This window comes from Bacillus sp. ISL-46 (genome assembly GCF_018613205.1).
The window spans coordinates 39,290-58,198 of the sequence record NZ_JAGGQR010000068.1; the positions used below are offsets into that span (position 1 = coordinate 39,290).

Sequence of the window (18,909 nt, forward strand, 5' to 3'; positions counted from 1 at the left end):
TTCCTTCAGATTGTCGAGAAAGGGTATTTTTCTCGGCAATTTTTTATTCTCAGCATTTAATTATTCATTGTACCTGCTAATGGGCCTGTTGATTTCCGCTCTAGGCACTTCGCTTTCCGCGGGCGTGCCGGGGAGCCTCCTCGTCGCTATGCTCCTGCGGGGTCTCCCCTGCCCCGTACTCCCGCAGGAGTCTGCGTGCCTTCCGCGGAAATCAACAGGGAGGTAATCAACCTAAAGAATTGCAACACACTTTTTCTAGCCTTGCTAATTGTGTTGCAATCTTTTTCATATTTTGGCAGGCTGCTGTAAGGAGAGCCTGTTCGCTTGCTTTCTTCAATCCCCGTAACCGGCAATAGAGAAGCCCGTGCAGCTCTTTTGTGTCTGCGAAGCTTCGCTCAATTTTTTCCTTTCTAAATTTATAAAGCATTTTTCCAGATTTAGATAAGCGATTTTCCCTTACCTTTTCCTTGTGCTCTTCCCAAACATGACGTGTCACTACTTTTACCTTATTTTTGGAGCGTGTACATTGGGAAAGAAGTGGGCAGTTTTCACATTTCTTCGAATCAGATTTATATCCTTTATAACCCTCACGGTTTGTTGTACCGTAGGGTAATTCTTGATTATTAGGACAAACGTATAGATCTCGTTCTTTTTCATATGTAAATTTCCATTTTGGGAATAAACCAGTAGTAGGATGAAATCTTCTATGGGCAATTACTCCAAAGATATTTCGGTCAGATAATCCCTTACAAATCGGGTTCGTGAGATAACCGGAATCAAGTGCCACAGCTTCTACCTTAAATCCAAATCGTTGGACCTGACAGTCCAACCGGCTTAGGTAAGGAACAGAATCATGAACATTTCCAGGAGTAACATATACATCGGTAATAATGTTAAATTTCATATCAGTAGTCCGGTGATCGAGATAACAAAACATTTCCTGCTTGTTTTCACGAGACATAAATCCACATTCAGAATCAGTGGTACTAACCCGAATTTCTTTAGTTTCCTTCACTTCTTCCCTTTCCTTTAACGGCTTTTTTCTGTGAGCTAATCTGTCCTCTTCTGCGGCTTTATTCAATTCATCAAAATATTCACGAGTCTATACTTCAATTTCTTGTTTTGTGAATTTATGTTTATTAGCGTTAGCCTTTAAATGAGTAGAATCCGAAAATAAGACACGACCACCTACCATCTTGTGATTCATTGCCTGGAGAACAATCTCATCAAATATTTCCTGAAAGATATCGGTACCTTTAAAACGATGTTGGCGATTCCAACTAATCGTTGAGTGGTGTGGAACAGGATCCTTAAATTTCAGGCCTAAAAACCAGCGGTAGGCAACATTCATTTCAATTTCTCTTTGTAATTGTCGCTCGGTTCGGATGCCATAAATATATCCAATAAACATCATTTTAAAGAGAATAGTGGGATCGGAAGGGCGTCCGTTATCATCACTATAATAAGGACGTACCTTTTCAAGAAGGAATGAAAGATCAATATATTTATCGATTAAACGAAGAAGGTGATTGTCAGGAACCAATTCATCAATAGAAACAATTTCATATTCACTTTGGGTAGATACTCTTGGTTTAAACATAGATTTCACCACTTAATTTTTATTGTTTGGTTGTGTTAAGAGCAGTGCATTATTGATTTTATAGCTCTATTGATTTGCGCGGAAGGCACGCAGACTCCTGCGGGAGTACGGGGCAGGGGAGACCCCGCAGGCGCTTCAGCGCCGAGGAGGCTCCCCGGCACGCCCGCGGAAAGCGAAGTGCCTGGAGCGCAAATCAACAGACATGTTGCAAAGCCTATATATTAATAATATGTTAATGAATTAACGCGGTGAATTGTTATAATTATTGTAGAAAATAAGAGGCTGTCGAAAGATTCTCGACAGCCTGAAGGAAAGTCAACGACTTTCCTTTTTTGTTTTAATACCATGAAATAGGTTAAAATAATATGTTGAATGACAGCCAACTGTAAAAGTTCCCTTTTGTTAATAAAAATATTATGATAAGAGAGGAAGTATGTGAGAGGGAAATTTTAATGGAGATAATTTCCATCATTGAACTTTCACTAGGTATTATCGTATAGTTATAGTAGTTAGTCATAATTTTGTAGTACGAGGGGTGTAACTCAATGTTAAAAGTACAAGAAATTCGCGAATTGATTAAATTAGTGGACCAATCAAGTATTGATGAATTTGTATATGAAAATGAAGGTTCAAAAATTAAAATGAAAAAAAATGGTGCAGTTACATATGTTTCACAAGTAAGTCCGGCTCCACAAGAAACTCAATTTATATCGCCAGCACAACCAGTCTTATCTACAGCAACACCTTCCGTTCCTGTTCAGGAAGTAAACCAGGAAGTTCAAAAAGAGGAGACTGTAAAGCAAGCTGATACATCCAATCTTCATAAAATTGTTTCTCCAATGGTAGGGACTTTTTATGCTTCACCAACTCCAGACACTGACGCATATGTTAAACTGGGTTCTAATGTAACAACAGATTCGATTGTATGTATTGTGGAAGCTATGAAATTATTTAATGAAATTGAAGCTGAAATTAACGGCGAAATTGTTGAAATACTTGCTAAAAATGGACAATTAGTAGAATACGGACAGCCTTTATTTTTAGTAAAGCCTGAATAAGGAGCGATAACAGGATGATTAAAAAACTGTTAATTGCAAACAGAGGAGAAATTGCAGTTAGAATTATTCGAGCGTGCAGGGAAATGGGAATTGAATCTGTTGCCGTTTACTCGGAAGCGGATCGTGAAGCATTACATGTACAGCTCGCAGATGAGGCCTATTGCATTGGCCCTACTTCATCAAAAGACAGTTATTTAAATGTAACAAATCTAATTAGTGTGGCTAAGCTTACAGCTTGTGATGCCATTCACCCAGGGTATGGCTTTTTAGCCGAAAACGCAGATTTCGCAGAGCTTTGCCGCGAATGCAATATAACATTTGTGGGTCCAAGCCCAGAGGCCATTACAAGAATGGGTACTAAGGATATCGCAAGGGAGACTATGCGTGAAGCCGGGGTCCCAATTGTCCCAGGTTCAACTGGGATTATAAATAATATCGATGAGGCACTTGAACTTGTAAAAAAAATCCAATACCCAGTTATCATAAAAGCAACAGCTGGTGGAGGTGGCAAAGGGATTCGTGTTGCCAAGAACGAGCAGGAATTAATTAAAGGCATCAATATTACACAGCAGGAAGCCATGACAGCCTTTGGAAATCCTGGTGTTTACATTGAAAAATATATTGAGGATTTCCGTCATGTTGAAATTCAGGTCCTTGCTGACTCCTTTGGTAACACAATTCACTTAGGAGAAAGAGATTGCACAATCCAGCGAAGGTTGCAAAAGCTTCTTGAAGAATCACCATCACCAGCATTAGATGGGGAAATCCGAGAAGAAATGGGTAATGCAGCCGTAAAAGCTGCAAAAGCAGTTGATTATTCAGGAGCGGGAACGGTAGAATTTATATATGACTACCGCAATCGAAAGTTTTATTTTATGGAAATGAACACCAGAATTCAGGTGGAGCATCCTGTTACAGAAATGGTCACTGGAATCGATTTAATTAAAGAACAAATCCGAGTGGCTTCTGGAGAAAAGTTAAAGTTAAAACAACAGGATGTCACTTTTACAGGATGGGCAATCGAATGTCGGATTAATGCCGAAAACCCAGAAAAGAATTTTCTTCCATCTGCAGGGAAAATCAACATGTACCTTCCACCAGGCGGGTTTGGCATACGTATTGATTCAGCAGCTTATCCAGGGTATACGATTCCGCCTTATTACGATTCTATGATTGCGAAGGTTATCGCATATGGGAACAGCAGGGAAGAGGCCATTTCAAGAATGAAACGTGCATTGAGTGAATTCGTTGTTGAAGGTATCCATACAACGATTCCGTTCCATTTAAAACTGCTAGATCATGAAAAGTTCGTCGAAGGCGGATTTAATACCAAATTCTTGGAATTGCATGATGTGATGAAGTCTATTTAATATCTGGAGGTGTTATTAATGAGTGAGTTTAGTGTCTTGGAAATGGAACAAGGCAATAACGGACATGGGAAAATTGAAATTGCTCCTGAAGTGATTGAGGTTATTGCAGGCATTGCTGCTTCTGAGGTGGAAGGTGTAGCCTCGATGCGTGGTAATTTTGCAACAGGTGTGGTTGAGCGTTTAGGGAAGAAAAACCATGGTAAGGGCGTAAAAGTCGAATTAACAGAGTCAGGAATAAAAGTAGATGTCTATTGTATGATGAAGTTTGGAGTATCCATTCCTTCCGTTGCAGGAAAAGTGCAGGATAATATTCGTCAAGCATTGTTGAATATGACTGCCTTAGATGCTGAAGAAGTAAATATTCATGTGGTTGGGATACACTTTGAAAACCATAAGAATGAACCAGAGAGCATTGACACAGAGATCTAAAACTTGGAAACCAAAGGAGAAAATTCCTTTGGTTTTTCTTTATTTGCAATTAAGTCCTAAATAAAAGTGCTTACATATTGGAAAAATAACAACCTTAGAGTGCGAATCATTTTTAGTTATGCTATTATCGTTTATGTGCAACCTATTCGAATACTTATTTACTATTTATGTATGAAAAATAGACAAAAATTAATTAATATCTCTAAAGGAGTTAATTGTATAATGAAAAGAAGAACAGCAAGGGAAAAGGCATTACAGGCACTTTTTCAAATCGATATAAGCAACACTGAGCCATCAGCAGCGATTGAGCATGTATTGGAAGGAGAGGCGGGTGACGAGTACCTATCTAAACTTGTTCTAGGGGTAGTCGAACAAAAAACCTTAATTGACAATTTAATCAGTGAAAATCTTGAAAAATGGTCCATAGAACGATTGGCAACGGTCGATCGAAATTTATTAAGAATAGCTACATACGAAATGAGGTTTTTCCGAAATGAAGTTCCGGAAAATGTTATTTTAGATGAAGCCATCGAAATAGCAAAAATATACGGAGATGACCAATCAAGTAAGTTTATTAATGGTGTTCTATCAAAGGTGAAACAAAAACTTCTTAACGATTAATTGATTGGATGCTCTTAAAACAAAGGAGAAGAGAAAATGACGGCTACTATTATTGATGGAAAAGAAATTGCGGCAAAAAAAAGAATGGAAATCGCAGAAGAGGTTAGCAGAATAAAAAAACTTGGGGTAACTCCTGGATTAGCAGTTATTCTTGTCGGAAATAACCATGCTTCTCGGACATATGTAACAAATAAAGAAAAAGCCTGCCAAGAACTTGGGATGAACTCTGTTTTAATTGAAATGCCAGAGGGAGTTTCCGAAGAGGAATTACTCTCAAAAATTGAAGAATTAAATCAGGATGATCATATTCATGGCATTTTGGTGCAGCTGCCAATCCCCAAACACATTGACGAAAAAAAAGTAATTGAATCGATCTCCCCTAATAAGGATGTCGATGGGTTTCATCCGATTAATATCGGCAGGATGATGACAGGGCAGAATGCCTTCTTACCATGTACGCCGTACGGAATTATGGTGTTACTTGAAGAAACAGGTATCTCAATAGCAGGGAAGCATGTTGTCGTGGTTGGGAGAAGTAATATTGTCGGAAAGCCGGTTGGTCAATTATTTTTAAATCAACATGCAACTGTAACCTATTGTCATTCTAAAACTAATGACCTAAAGTTCCATACAAACCAAGCGGATATCCTTATTGCTGCTGTTGGAATTCCGAATTTTATTACAGCCGAGCATGTAAAAGACGGTGCTGTCGTCATTGATGTTGGAATTAACCGTAATGAAGCCGGAAAGCTTTGCGGAGATGTAGCTTTTGCTGAGGTAAGCGAAAAAGCTGGATATATCACGCCTGTTCCAAAGGGAGTAGGACCGATGACCATTACCATGCTTATGTATAATACCTTAAAATCAGCTGCGGAAAGCCTAGACCGCAATTAAGTAGGAAATTGTCCTTATCTTTTATAAATATATATAAGATAAGGACAGTTTTTCGCTAATCGAAGAGTGTTCATTTGACTATTGGTCGAATAAAAAGGAGTTACCTATGCAGGAACAAAGATATTTATCTGTGAATGCTTTAACCAAATACATAAAAAGAAAATTTGATGCGGATCCACATTTACGGGATGTTCATGTTAGAGGTGAAATTTCAAATTTCAAACAGCATTCGAGCGGTCATATGTATTTTACCTTAAAGGATGAAAAAGCCCGCATTCTTGCGGTTATGTTTTCGAGTCAGTCAAGGACAATGAAATTCACACCAGAAAATGGCATGAAAGTAATTGTCAGAGGCGAAATTTCCGTTTATGAACCAAGTGGTCAATATCAAATATATATAAAAGAAATGCGGCCAGATGGTATCGGAGAATTGTTTTTAGCCTATGAACAGCTTAAACAAAGACTAGAATTAGAAGGATTATTTGCAATAGAAAATAAAAAGGCGATTCCTTTGTATCCTAGAACCGTTGGGGTGATTACCTCACCCACTGGAGCGGCGATAAGGGATGTTATTACGACAATTAAAAGACGGTATCCCATCGCTAATATTCTTGTTTTTCCTGCCCTTGTACAGGGGGATCAAGCGGCTCCCTCTATTGCTAAGGCTATTGCTAAAGCAAATAGCATGAATGAAATTGATGTGCTAATCGTTGGACGCGGCGGGGGATCAATAGAGGAATTATGGGCTTTTAATGAGGAACTCGTTGCCCGAGCGATATTTTCTTCAGACATCCCGATTATATCAGCCGTCGGACATGAAACCGACTTTACCATTGCTGATTTTGTAGCGGATTTACGCGCTCCAACCCCGACTGGTGCTGCAGAACTTGCTGTCCCACATATAGATGAGTTATTGGACAGGGTTTTACAGCGGCAAACTCGCCTTCTTCGAACGATGAAGGGAAAATTCCAGTTTGAGAAAGAACGATTAGCTCGTGTTCAGAAATCCTATGCCTTTCGCTATCCCCATCGATTATATGAACAAAAGCTTGAGCAGGTTGATAAACTAACGGAAATGCTGGTCCGCGGGACATCCAGGTTGTCCTTAATAAAAAAAGGGCAGCACGAAATTCTTTATAAACGCTTGCAGAGGAATCATCCAAGCGAGGCATTACGAGAAGCACAAAAACGTTTAGACCTAACCAATAAAGAGATGAAACGTGCCATGCAGCAAGTACTTTCAAAAAAGCAAACAGAATTTGAAAGGATCCTTTCGACCTTAGGTGCGTTGAGCCCCTTGAAAATCATGGAACGTGGATATAGTTTAGCTTATTCAGAAGAAAACAGACTGATTAAAAGCATTAATCAAGTTAAAATGAATGAGCGAGTTCAGATTCAATTAACGGATGGCAGTCTTTTCTGTAGAGTTGAGAATAGTAAGGAGAGCGAAAAACGTGACGAATGAAAAGAAAATTTCCTTTGAAGAGGCAATGACTAAATTGGAACGAATTGTGGATAAGCTTGAAGAAGGAGATGTACCGTTAGAAGAAGCGATCATCTTCTATAAAGAAGGTATGGAGCTGTCCAAACTTTGCCATGATAAATTAAAAAGTGTCGAAGAACAATTAACACAAATTATTACGGAGGACGGTAGGACGGATAGTTTTACGATTGATGAGGAGGAATAAGACTTGGGAACCGGGTTACTAGATGTATTTGCACGAGAATATAAACTTCAGCTTGATTCGGAGCTTCGGACTCTGGTTAATAAGCTTGACGCCCCTCCTATTATTAAGGAATCAATGATCTATTCACTTGAAGCAGGAGGTAAACGAATTCGCCCCCTTTTATTATTCGCTACTCTAGAAGCATTTGGGGTAGACCCCAAAAATGGGCTTCTTGCTGCTTCGGCCATTGAGATGGTTCATACATATTCCCTAATCCACGACGATTTGCCAAGCATGGATAATGATGACCTTAGAAGAGGAAAACCCACAAATCATAAAGTTTTTGGTGATGCTATTGCGATTTTAGCAGGAGATGCTTTATTAACATATAGCTTTGAGGTAATCGGGAATATTCCAACTGAATTCGCTTCAGCAGATACAAAACTAAAATTAGTGATTGAGTTGGCAAAGGCATCTGGAACGGAAGGAATGGTTGGTGGTCAAGTTGCAGATATGGAAGGAGAAGGGAAATCCTTAACTCTCGAAGAACTTGAGTATATACACATCCATAAAACGGGTAAGCTGCTTGGATTTAGCGTACTGGCAGGAGCAATAATGGCGGGTGCAAATCAGGAACAATTAAAAAATCTTTCCTCCTTCGCCCATCATCTAGGACTCGCTTTTCAAATCCAAGATGATATTCTTGATTTGGTGGGCAATCAGCAATTGATTGGGAAACCTGTTGGTAGTGATACCTCCAATCATAAAAGTACGTATCCGCAGTTGTTATCGTTAGAAGGGGCAATTGCAGCCTTGAATCAACAAATAAATCTATCAAAGCAATATCTGGGTATGACAGGCTTGAATACGACCCTTCTGATGGAAATAACGGAATTAGTTGCTTCAAGAGACCATTAGAAAACGGTATTTGAGGCATTGAAATAAGTGTGTTATAATTGTTTTCATTGTAGAAAACGTTGTCAATGCCGTTATCACTCTCGTGTTAGCGGCTATTTTTTAATCAAAACTTAATTATTTAAATGTGTAATATAACACAATGACAAAAAGAAGAATGCATAAAAGTATGAAAGTGAGTGATCCAAACATGGATCTGTTATCAATAAAAGACCCAGCCTTTTTAAAAGGCATGTCGAATATCGAATTAGAGGCTTTAAGTCAAGAAATTCGCACATTTTTGATTGAAAAGCTGTCTGTAACTGGAGGCCATATTGGACCGAATTTAGGTGTAGTCGAATTAACCATAGCCTTACATAAATGTTTTAACAGTCCCACAGATAAGATTATCTGGGATGTGGGACATCAATCTTATGTTCATAAAATTTTAACGGGCAGAGCAAGTGAGTTTGATACATTACGGCAATATAAAGGATTATGCGGCTTCCCTAAACGGATTGAAAGCGAGCATGATGTTTGGGAAACAGGTCACAGTTCTACATCTCTTTCTGCTGCTATGGGAATGGCAATTGCTAGAGATTTAAAAAAGGAAAAATCATTTGTTATTCCAGTTATAGGCGACGGGGCTTTAACAGGTGGAATGGCGTTAGAAGCCTTAAATCATATTGGTCATGAGAAAAAAGATATGATTGTCATTTTAAATGACAATGAAATGTCAATCGCTCCTAATGTTGGTGCACTTCATAATATTCTTGGTCAATTGCGGACGGCTGGAAAATATCAATGGGTGAAAGATGAGCTTGAAGTACTGTTGAAAAAAGTACCTGCAGTGGGCGGGAAATTAGCTGCAACCGCTGAAAGAGTGAAAGACAGCCTTAAATATTTATTTGTTTCCGGTATGTTTTTTGAAGAACTAGGATTTACTTATCTCGGCCCAATTGATGGTCATAATTTTGAAGCATTATTTGAGAACTTCAGCTATGCTAAAAAGACAGAAGGTCCGATTCTTCTTCATGTCATCACTAAAAAGGGAAAAGGCTATCAGCCGGCAGAAAGTGATAAAACAGGTACATGGCATGGAACTGGACCATATAAAATGGACACAGGTGCATTCGTAAAGCCGGTAAAAACACCGCCCCCTGCATGGAGCAGCCTTGTCAGTGAAACGGTTCGAAAGCTTGCCAGGACGGATGAAAGGATTGTTGCGATTACACCAGCTATGCCTGTTGGTTCTAAACTCGAAGGCTTTGCAGGTGAGTTCCCTGAGCGAATGTATGATGTAGGGATTGCAGAGCAGCATGCAGCGACAGTCGCTGCGGGATTAGCTACACAAAATATGAAGCCTTTTCTGGCGATCTACTCAACCTTTTTACAGCGGGCTTATGATCAGGTGGTTCATGATATTTGCCGACAAAACTTAAATGTCTTTATGGGAATCGACCGTGCTGGATTGGTGGGTGCCGATGGTGAAACCCATCAAGGAGTTTTTGATATTGCTTTTTTAAGGCATGTCCCTAATATGGTGTTAATGATGCCAAAGGATGAAAATGAAGGTCAGCATATGGTTTACACCGCACTGAATTATGATGACGGTCCTATTGCCATGAGATTCCCGCGTGGGAATGGACTTGGTGTCCCATTGGATAAGGATTTTCAAGCCATTCCAATTGGGACGTGGGAGGTTCTAAAAGAGGGCGATGATGCGGCTATCCTAACCTTTGGAACCACCATTCCAATGGCCTTAGAAGCAGCTGAGGTGCTTGAAAAGAAGGGGATCTCCGTCAAAGTTGTCAATGCCCGGTTTATCAAGCCTTTGGATGGAAAAATGCTGACTCATCTACTTGTGAAAAATATGCCGATTCTTACCATTGAGGAAGCAGTTTTACAAGGGGGGTTTGGGAGTGCAGTTCTGGAGTACGCACAAACCCAAGGATTTTATCACGCGCACATCGACAGAATCGGAATCCCGGACCAATTTATTGAACATGGAGATGTTGACTCACTTCTTAAAGAAATTGGTTTAACGACGGAAGAGGTAATCAAACGGGTTTCTATACTAGCTAGAAAAAAACAACAAAGGGCTTAAAATATGAAAAATAAAGAACGGTTAGACGTTTTACTTGTAGAAAGAGGTTTAATTGAAACCAGAGAAAAGGCAAAACGAACGATTATGGCAGGGCTAGTTTATTCAAACGAAGAGCGGTTGGATAAACCAGGAGAAAAGGTGAAAACGGATATTCCACTTAGTATCAAAGGGAAGATCCTTCCGTATGTAAGCCGTGGTGGATTAAAGCTTGAAAAGGCTTTGAAGGTATTTGATGTGAGTGTTACGAACAAAGTATTGCTCGACATTGGATCTTCAACTGGCGGCTTTACCGATTGTGCATTACAGAACGGTGCAAAAATGTCCTATGCTTTGGATGTAGGCTATAATCAGCTTGCTTGGAAACTTAGACAGGATGAACGTGTCGTAGTAATGGAGAGGACAAATTTCCGCTATGTAACACCTGCCGATTTAATTGGAGAGATGCCAAATTTCGCCACAATCGATGTATCGTTTATCTCCTTAACGTTGATATTACCTGTCTTAAAAACACTCTTAGTCCCTGGAAGTGACGTCATAGCACTAGTAAAACCGCAATTTGAGGCTGGACGTGAACAGGTTGGTAAAAAGGGGATCGTTCGTGATGAAAAAGTACATTTACAAGTAATTGATAAAATCATTAATTTTGCCTTTCAGCAAGGATACACAATAAAAAACTTATCCTTTTCACCAATCACTGGCGGGGATGGGAACATTGAGTACCTGCTCCATCTAAAATGGGAAGGGGAACGGGAAATTGGAGTTAATCAATTACTTGTCACCCCCATTGAAATTGTAAAGGAATCACACGTGGAATTTAAAACAAAACAAAATTCAGAAGGGTAGGCTGATGCTTATCCTTTTCTTCTTATGGAATGAAAATTCCCCCCTTTTACACAAGAAAAAATGTACAAGCTTGTAAAAATCGGCTAACATGTGTATAAGAGCGTGTTAGTACATATTACTTAGATGTTTTAACTATTATGGGGTGAAACAATGAACAAAGGCCAACGCCATATAAAAATAAGAGAAATCATTGCTACTAATGATATCGAAACACAGGACGAGTTAGTGGATGAACTAAAAAGTGCTGGCTATAATGTAACACAAGCAACCGTTTCTAGGGATATTAAAGAATTACATCTTGTTAAGGTTCCATTAAGCGATGGACGATATAAGTACAGCTTACCTGCTGACCAAAGATTTAATCCATTACAAAAGCTGAAAAGATCATTAATCGATGCGTTTGTACGGATTGATGCGGCAGGTCATTTGCTAGTCATGAAGTGCCTGCCAGGTAATGCAATGGCAATTGGCGCACTAATCGATAATCTCGATTGGGATGAAATATTAGGGACCATCTGTGGGGATGACACAATGTTAATCATTTGTCGAACTCCGGAAGATACTGAAGTTATCACAAACCGGTTCCTAGATATGCTTTAATTGGGGGAATGATCCTTGTTAGCAGAATTATCCATTAAAAATTTCGCTATTATCGAAGCCTTATCTGTAACCTTTACAAAGGGATTAACGGTTTTAACGGGTGAAACGGGTGCAGGTAAATCAATCATCATTGATGCTATTCATTTATTAGTTGGTGGCAGAGGGTCTGCAGAATTTGTTCGTCATGGAGAGGAAAAGGCGGAAATCGAAGGGCTTTTTCAGATTGATGATAACAAACATCCGGTAATTGCTAAAGCTTTAGAATTCGGGATTGATATTGACGAAGGAACGGTAATCTTACGACGAGACATTGCCCAAACCGGTAAAAGTGTTTGCCGTGTGAATGGAAAGCTTGTGACAATCTCCATTCTCAGGGAAATCGGAGGAACACTCGTTGATATCCATGGTCAGCATGAGCATCAAGAGTTAATGGATGACTCAAGACACCTAACACTGCTAGATCAATTTGGAGCAGATGATATAGTACCTTCGCAAGGTGAATACCAGCAAGTATTTCGTCGTTATGAGCAAACCTTCCAAAAGTTAAAAGCATTAAGTGAAAATGATCAACAAACTGCCCATCGGCTAGATTTAATACAGTTTCAATTGGATGAAATTCAAAAGGCAAATTTAAAGCTCAATGAAGATGAAGATCTTTTTGAGGAAAAAAGAAAACTAACTAATTTCGAAAGAGTATTTGGAGCCATCCAGTCCAGCCATACAGCCTTGCAGGGAGAACAAAAAGGGCTGGATTGGATTAGTATGGTTATGGGGCACCTAGAAGACGCTGCGGCACTTGATACGGCGTATAAAGACATCTATGAATCTGTCTCGAATAGCTACTACCAATTAGAAGATGCGGCGCGTGCATTAAGAAATGAATTAGATATATTAGAGTTCGACCCGCAACGGTTACATGAAATTGAAGACCGGTTGAATGAAATTAATCAGCTAAAACGAAAATACGGAAAAACAATTCATGAAATATTAGAGTATGCTGCAAATATTGAAGAAGAAATTGAAACATTGCAAAATAAAGAAACACATATAAGCGAATTAGAAAAAGAATTAACTTCTGTAAAAAAAGACTTAATCCTTGAAGCGAAGCAGTTAACTGAAATTCGTCTTAAATGGGCTGATAAACTGACAAGGTTAATACATAAAGAATTAAAAGAATTGTATATGGCGAAAACTGTTTTTGAAATTCGTTTTGAAACAAATACCATTCAATTTACAAAAAACGGTGTGGATCATATAGAATTTTTTATCTCAACTAACCCTGGAGAACCATTGAAGCCCTTATCAAAGGTTGCTTCTGGAGGGGAATTATCAAGAATTATGTTGGCATTAAAAAGTATTTTTTCCAAGCATCAAGGGGTAACATCCATTATTTTCGATGAGGTAGATACTGGTGTGAGCGGCAGGGTTGCCCAATCGATTGCGGAGAAAATCTATAAGGTGGCTGCCGAATCACAGGTTTTGTGTATTTCGCATCTGCCTCAGGTAGCAGCCATGGCTGATACTCACTTGTTCATTTCAAAGATCATAAAAGGGGGTAGAACGAAAACTTCTGTGACCCCGTTAGAGATTAATGAAAAAATTAATGAAATTGGCCGGATGATATCTGGAACAGAAATAACTGACCTCACTAAAAAACATGCAGAAGAATTATTATATTTAGCTGCAGAAAACAAAAAAAGTGGTAGTGCTTTGACAAGTCACTAAACTGAAACATTTGCCTTAAAAAGGCTAAAATTTCTATATTTTTAATAAAAATTGTAATGCTATCCATTTCGGGTAGCTTTTTTATGTAGAACCAAGTTATAAATGATTGTCAAGGAGGCAAAATTAAAGATGTAGCCATTTCAATGTAATGAAAAGAAGCGAGGAGAGTGAAGAATTTGAAGTTAGAAATAATTAGAAAGATTATTGGTGGAATTCTCCTTGTTTCATTAATTAGCCTTATTTTTTTTCAGCCTATACAGCAATACCTTGCGATACCTAAAACAATTACAGTTTTTGAAGGACAAGACTATAATTTTCAAAAGGCTGCCCCGGTATCAGCCGCTTTGGTTTCTCACAATTCGAATATTACACTTGATCAAGGAAAACATACGGTTTCAATGAAGGCAACTGAAAATGGAAAAAATGAAATGCTGTTAGAGTTTGCAGGGATTCCTATAAAAAAGGTTGACGTACGCGTCTTAAAGGATTTTAGAGTCATTCCAGGCGGGCAGTCAATCGGCGTAAAATTAAACACAGTCGGCGTTTTGGTTGTGGGCCACCATTTAATCAATACTATTTCTGGAAAAAAGTCTCCAGGTGAAATTGCTGGTATAAAAATTGGGGATATCATTACTGAAATTAACGGTAATAAAATTGAAAAAATGTCAGATGTAGCACCATTTGTACAAACCGCAGGACAAGAAGGAAAACCTCTCGATTTGGTTATTAGTCGGGAAAGTGGAAAATTTACTACACAATTAACCCCATTAAAAGACAAAGGGGAAAATATTTATAAGCTTGGTTTATATATTAGAGATTCCGCTGCAGGAATTGGAACAATGACCTTTGTTCATCCACAATCTAAGAAATATGGTGCCCTTGGGCATGTAATATCAGACATGGATACAAAACAGCCAATTGTTGTTGAAGATGGACAAATTGTCCGGTCTACCGTAACTTCTATTGAAAAAGGAAGTAACGGAGACCCTGGTGAAAAACTTGCCCGCTTTTCTTCGGACCGAGAAATCGTTGGTAATATCCAAAAGAACAGCCCATTTGGTATTTTTGGTGAAATGGTAAAAGAATTAAAAAATGGTGTTATGGATAAACCACTTCCTATCGCATTATCACATCAAGTAAAAGAAGGACCTGCAAAGATATTAACGGTCGTTAATGATGACCAAGTAGAAGAATTTGATATCGAAATTGTCAGCACAATCCCGCAAAAGTTTCCAGCAACCAAAGGCATGGTAATAAAAGTAACCGACCCTAAGCTCCTTAAAAAAACAGGAGGTATTGTTCAAGGGATGAGCGGCAGCCCAATTATTCAAGATGGAAAACTAATTGGAGCAGTTACACATGTTTTTGTTAATGATCCAACCTCAGGTTATGGGGTACACATTGAATGGATGTTAAATGAAGCTGGAATTAACATATATGAATTGCCAAAAAATAAAGCGAGTTAGGACATTGGAGCAAAATAGGAAAATCCCCCTATTTTGCTTTTTACATAAACATTTTTCGACAAAAAACATCCATATTTTAGAAATAACGCAGTTTACGTCGAAAAGGTGAGAAAAACAAAGAAAAGATAAGATTTTATCACTATTTTAAGAAATATTAAAAAAATGAGAGGAATTTTTGTTGCATTGTCGAATTTCTAATTTAGAATAGAATTAGGAGAATACAACTGATTAGAAATGTTAGATGAAATAGATCTTATGATTTAAACCCGAGGAGGAACTAGAAGTGAAGAAAATTAAAGTTTGTGTCGTTGATGACAATAGGGAGCTAGTTGGATTATTAGAGGACTTTATTTCGTCCCAAGATGATATGGAAGTTGTAGGAATTGCTCATAATGGACAAGAGTGTCTAGAAATGTTATCGACAACCGATCCTGACGTTCTAGTTTTGGATATTATTATGCCGCATCTTGATGGTTTGGCTGTACTTGAGCGCCTCCGTGATCTTAAAAAGGGAGTCCTTCCCAATGTCATTATGCTCACTGCCTTTGGTCAGGAAGATGTGACAAAAAAAGCAGTTGAACTTGGTGCTTCCTACTTTATTTTGAAACCATTTGATATGGAGAATTTAGGAAGCCATATTCGACAAGTTAGCGGAAATAACAATTCATTTACACGAAAATCAACATCAACAACTTATCGTTCTCAAACTGAGCAAAAACCTAAAAATTTGGATGCTAGTATTACAAGCATCATTCATGAAATAGGTGTCCCAGCACATATTAAAGGATATCTGTACTTACGTGAGGCCATTTCAATGGTATATAACGATATCGAACTTTTAGGGTCAATTACGAAAGTGTTGTATCCAGATATCGCCAAAAAATATAACACAACAGCAAGCCGTGTGGAACGAGCAATCCGTCATGCGATTGAAGTGGCTTGGAGTCGTGGAAACATTGATTCCATTTCCTCGCTATTTGGATACACAGTCAGCATGTCTAAGGCAAAACCGACCAATTCTGAATTTATTGCCATGGTTGCGGATAAATTGAGGCTTGAACACAAGGCATCTTGATCGTTGGTATGACGCAGTTTTACCCGTTGAATTTACGGTGAGATTGCGGTGAATTAAGCGTCACCGTTCCGATAAATTTTTCGTTGCCGTTCCGATAAATACTCGCAAAAATCATTATACCGTTATATACGGATATGTAAAGCGTCACCTTCGCGGTGGCGTTTTTATTTTTATTCCATATGGAACATTTGTTCGTGTGTACTAAGAACGAAGGAGTTGACCGTAATGACGATAAAAGATCGCGGTTTAATTAAATGGAATGCAGCGTCCTTTATGCCGCAAGTCTTCGAAGAGCAGCGCAAAATGTTTAAGGATCAAGAGCGCCAGCCACGGCCGTTACTCAGCGAATTCGATACGGAGGAGTTTGACCAGCGGATTGCCTACGCGATGGAATATAATCTAGCGGTAAAGCTCTCCGTGTGGGATGACGGCTTTACTACGGAGATGGATGGCCGCATACACCACGCTGATCCGATTACGCATCAGCTCCGCATTGAGGTAAAGCCTGGCGAATTCGAGCGGGTGGCATTCGAGAATGTTACCAGGGTGACTGTCGTAGATTAGGCTGAAAAAAAAGCGCCATTTAGACGCCTTGTAAATGCTTACTTAACTTTCGTTGAGGTTACTTTATGTTATGAAGGGTTGTCCTAAAAAGTAATGGACAACCGCGGACTAGTTATAAATAAATTAGCGGGGGTAGTTGTCGAAGAATAGTCCGATATTACCTAGTGGAATACTCGGATATATAATAGAAGGAACACGGTATGATTCCGATTTACAACGTAAAGTGACGTAATGTGGAAGATAATAACGGTAGGTGCTATTGATTTTAACTATCGTCATTATCCTGCATTTTTTGTTTTTTATTTGAGTAAGCTAAATAAATTAAAAAAACGCAGGTATCGAGATCAAAATGAATACAAACCAAAACGTGTTTATAAAATGAGAGTATATCCACGAAGACATGGTAGCACCTCCTAATTTTAAAGTGTCCGAAATGTCCATATCTTACAATCAGAATAATCATCTCGCAATATGGCAGGTAATGTAAAGTAATACGGTAGGGATACGGTGGCATATCGCAAGGGCATCCGGCAGTACAAAAGATTACATATTCGCGATATCACTAACACGAAGCGCCTGCCGGACGGACGGCTTCCGAAACCGAGGGGGTGTCGAATAGCGGACTGATCGGCAGTATATTGCGCAGCTATCCGCAAACTGAACGGCTATTCATTATACATATATCGTGGGAAATACGTAAGCTACTGGCGGTAGGAATGGCGTTGCGAAGTCAAATGTTGCGACGTCTCAAAAAATGGAAAGTGAATTAACCGAGAAGGATGTGTTTCTCGATGTTGACTTAGCGCGACAAAGCGATTATTCGCAATTTAAATAAATTCCGTGTGATGGATCGAGACTCTATTGCCGAATTACATTTCGGAGGCTTAAAGAATCCGATAACCGCTGCGAATTCCGTCTTGCTTAGACTACTTCGCGACGGTCAAATTGAGCGGTCAAGTAATTTTCAACCGTTTGTCTATTTCGGAGCGGAAACGCAGATAAAAAAGAATAGCGCTAAAATTGGCCACTGGCTAGCAATATTGAACGTCTATAAGGAAATGCGGAAGCTTGGACGGCTGGAAACGTTTTTAGTTGAGCCGAAATACGGCAGTAAAGGCAACGCTGAGCCAGACATCTTTGCTATGTATCGCAATACGCCATTTTTTATCGAGGTGCAAAAAACAGTCTATTCCGAAAAACAAATGGCGGAGAAAATGGGGCGGTATGTTGATCTATTCAACACTGGATTATGTCAAAGCCGTTCCCACACGTTCTAATATTATCCGATCAGCGTTATGCAATAGACGGTGAGTATGGGTTTAAGGTATTCCATGCGGAATCATTGAAGCAGGAGATTCAAGATTCACAACAAATTCAATCGGTAGGTGTAAAGTTAATTGTTAATAAGTAGTACTAATAATAAGTGCAACATGAATATTATTTAAAATAATAACAAAGGGGGATGAAGAATGTTAGGTAAAGCTGGACAAATTAGGACTGTTTTCTTTGAGTCTAAATTTATTGCAAGTGTTCGAAGCTTGGACCTCATGATAAACACTTGGTGTGAAGAAAATAGTGAGGCAGAAATTTTGGATATTAAATATAATTCTCATTCTGAGTTAGATTCCGGCTACTATAATGCTTTAATAATATATAAAATTTAATAAAGAGCGGCTCCTACTCGGAGTCGCTTTACTCTATTCCGATAAGTTTCAAAATGTCGCAAACTATCCACAGACAAAGACTTCATTTAAGGTTAACATAGTTAAAAGGTCATAGGATGTGAGTGTGGTGGGAAAAATACAAGTTATTTTTGAAGGTAAGGATTATATTATGTTATATCAATATGCTTCTGGATACTGTGAAATAGTAGAGGATGGGGCCCGAAATGGTCAAGTTAAACTTGTTCATTTCACTGAATTGAGTTTAAAAGAAGATAAAATATCGTAATAAATTAAAAAGCGACCTTATTGGTCGCTTCAGACTGTCGACAAAT

Annotated in this window: 18 protein-coding genes and 1 pseudogene; 18 read left to right on the forward strand and 1 reads right to left on the reverse strand. The window is 38.8% G+C overall.

Features of this window, described 5'->3' with window-relative positions:
- Positions 1-226 precede the first annotated feature (226 nt).
- A pseudogene (locus tag J7E67_RS26815) lies at positions 227-1,600 on the reverse strand (IS1182 family transposase).
- A gap of 545 nt (positions 1,601-2,145) precedes the next feature.
- Between J7E67_RS26815 and accB the strand changes: the two are divergent.
- The 18 genes from accB (at position 2,146) to J7E67_RS26905 (ending at position 18,863) form a co-directional block, all read left to right on the forward strand.
- Complete coding sequence (accB, locus tag J7E67_RS26820) at positions 2,146-2,658, forward strand: acetyl-CoA carboxylase biotin carboxyl carrier protein (RefSeq protein ID WP_214713116.1); 513 nt, start codon at positions 2,146-2,148, stop codon at positions 2,656-2,658.
- A gap of 14 nt (positions 2,659-2,672) precedes the next feature.
- On the forward strand, positions 2,673-4,028 hold the full coding sequence (gene accC, locus J7E67_RS26825) for an acetyl-CoA carboxylase biotin carboxylase subunit (RefSeq protein WP_214713115.1): 1,356 nt from the start codon (positions 2,673-2,675) through the stop codon (positions 4,026-4,028).
- 18 nt (positions 4,029-4,046) lie between these two features.
- Positions 4,047-4,457, forward strand: a complete 411-nt coding sequence (locus J7E67_RS26830) for an Asp23/Gls24 family envelope stress response protein (RefSeq protein ID WP_214713114.1) — start codon at positions 4,047-4,049, stop codon at positions 4,455-4,457.
- 222 nt (positions 4,458-4,679) lie between these two features.
- Positions 4,680-5,078 carry a transcription antitermination factor NusB gene (gene nusB, locus J7E67_RS26835; RefSeq protein ID WP_214713113.1) on the forward strand — a complete coding sequence of 133 codons (399 nt, stop codon included), beginning with the start codon at positions 4,680-4,682 and terminating at the stop codon, positions 5,076-5,078.
- Between the two features lie 36 nt (positions 5,079-5,114).
- Complete coding sequence (gene folD, locus J7E67_RS26840) at positions 5,115-5,972, forward strand: bifunctional methylenetetrahydrofolate dehydrogenase/methenyltetrahydrofolate cyclohydrolase FolD (RefSeq protein ID WP_214713112.1); 858 nt, start codon at positions 5,115-5,117, stop codon at positions 5,970-5,972.
- A 106-nt stretch (positions 5,973-6,078) separates the two neighbouring features.
- Positions 6,079-7,437, forward strand: a complete 1,359-nt coding sequence (gene xseA, locus J7E67_RS26845) for an exodeoxyribonuclease VII large subunit (protein ID WP_214713111.1) — start codon at positions 6,079-6,081, stop codon at positions 7,435-7,437.
- On the forward strand, positions 7,427-7,660 hold the full coding sequence (locus J7E67_RS26850; protein WP_308160434.1) for an exodeoxyribonuclease VII small subunit: 234 nt from the start codon (positions 7,427-7,429) through the stop codon (positions 7,658-7,660). Before xseA ends, J7E67_RS26850 begins: the two co-directional genes overlap by 11 nt.
- 3 nt (positions 7,661-7,663) lie before the next feature.
- Positions 7,664-8,557: a polyprenyl synthetase family protein gene (locus J7E67_RS26855; protein ID WP_214713109.1), complete on the forward strand. Its 894-nt coding sequence runs from the start codon at positions 7,664-7,666 to the stop codon at positions 8,555-8,557.
- A gap of 187 nt (positions 8,558-8,744) precedes the next feature.
- On the forward strand, positions 8,745-10,640 hold the full coding sequence (dxs, locus tag J7E67_RS26860) for a 1-deoxy-D-xylulose-5-phosphate synthase (protein ID WP_214713150.1): 1,896 nt from the start codon (positions 8,745-8,747) through the stop codon (positions 10,638-10,640).
- Positions 10,641-10,643: 3 nt separating this feature from the next.
- Positions 10,644-11,483, forward strand: a complete 840-nt coding sequence (locus J7E67_RS26865; RefSeq protein ID WP_214713108.1) for a TlyA family RNA methyltransferase — start codon at positions 10,644-10,646, stop codon at positions 11,481-11,483.
- 150 nt (positions 11,484-11,633) lie between these two features.
- The gene (gene ahrC, locus J7E67_RS26870) at positions 11,634-12,083 is read left to right on the forward strand and encodes a transcriptional regulator AhrC/ArgR (RefSeq protein WP_088088912.1); all 450 of its coding nucleotides are present in this window, start codon (positions 11,634-11,636) and stop codon (positions 12,081-12,083) included.
- A gap of 15 nt (positions 12,084-12,098) precedes the next feature.
- Positions 12,099-13,808 (forward strand): DNA repair protein RecN, encoded by a 1,710-nt coding sequence (gene recN / locus J7E67_RS26875; RefSeq protein WP_214713107.1) that lies wholly within the window; start codon positions 12,099-12,101, stop codon positions 13,806-13,808.
- A gap of 176 nt (positions 13,809-13,984) precedes the next feature.
- Positions 13,985-15,274 (forward strand): SpoIVB peptidase, encoded by a 1,290-nt coding sequence (gene spoIVB / locus J7E67_RS26880; protein ID WP_214713106.1) that lies wholly within the window; start codon positions 13,985-13,987, stop codon positions 15,272-15,274.
- A gap of 283 nt (positions 15,275-15,557) precedes the next feature.
- Entirely contained in the window at positions 15,558-16,349 is a 792-nt protein-coding gene (gene spo0A / locus J7E67_RS26885; protein ID WP_214713105.1) for a sporulation transcription factor Spo0A, read from the forward strand.
- Between the two features lie 225 nt (positions 16,350-16,574).
- Positions 16,575-16,913: a YolD-like family protein gene (locus tag J7E67_RS26890; protein WP_214733185.1), complete on the forward strand. Its 339-nt coding sequence runs from the start codon at positions 16,575-16,577 to the stop codon at positions 16,911-16,913.
- Positions 16,914-17,758: 845 nt separating this feature from the next.
- Complete coding sequence (locus J7E67_RS26895) at positions 17,759-18,190, forward strand: hypothetical protein (protein WP_251027026.1); 432 nt, start codon at positions 17,759-17,761, stop codon at positions 18,188-18,190.
- 192 nt (positions 18,191-18,382) lie between these two features.
- A complete protein-coding gene (locus J7E67_RS26900; protein ID WP_214713103.1) occupies positions 18,383-18,577 on the forward strand; it encodes a hypothetical protein in 195 nt (64 codons plus the stop codon).
- A gap of 127 nt (positions 18,578-18,704) precedes the next feature.
- Complete coding sequence (locus tag J7E67_RS26905; RefSeq protein ID WP_214713102.1) at positions 18,705-18,863, forward strand: hypothetical protein; 159 nt, start codon at positions 18,705-18,707, stop codon at positions 18,861-18,863.
- Positions 18,864-18,909: the final 46 nt, after the last annotated feature.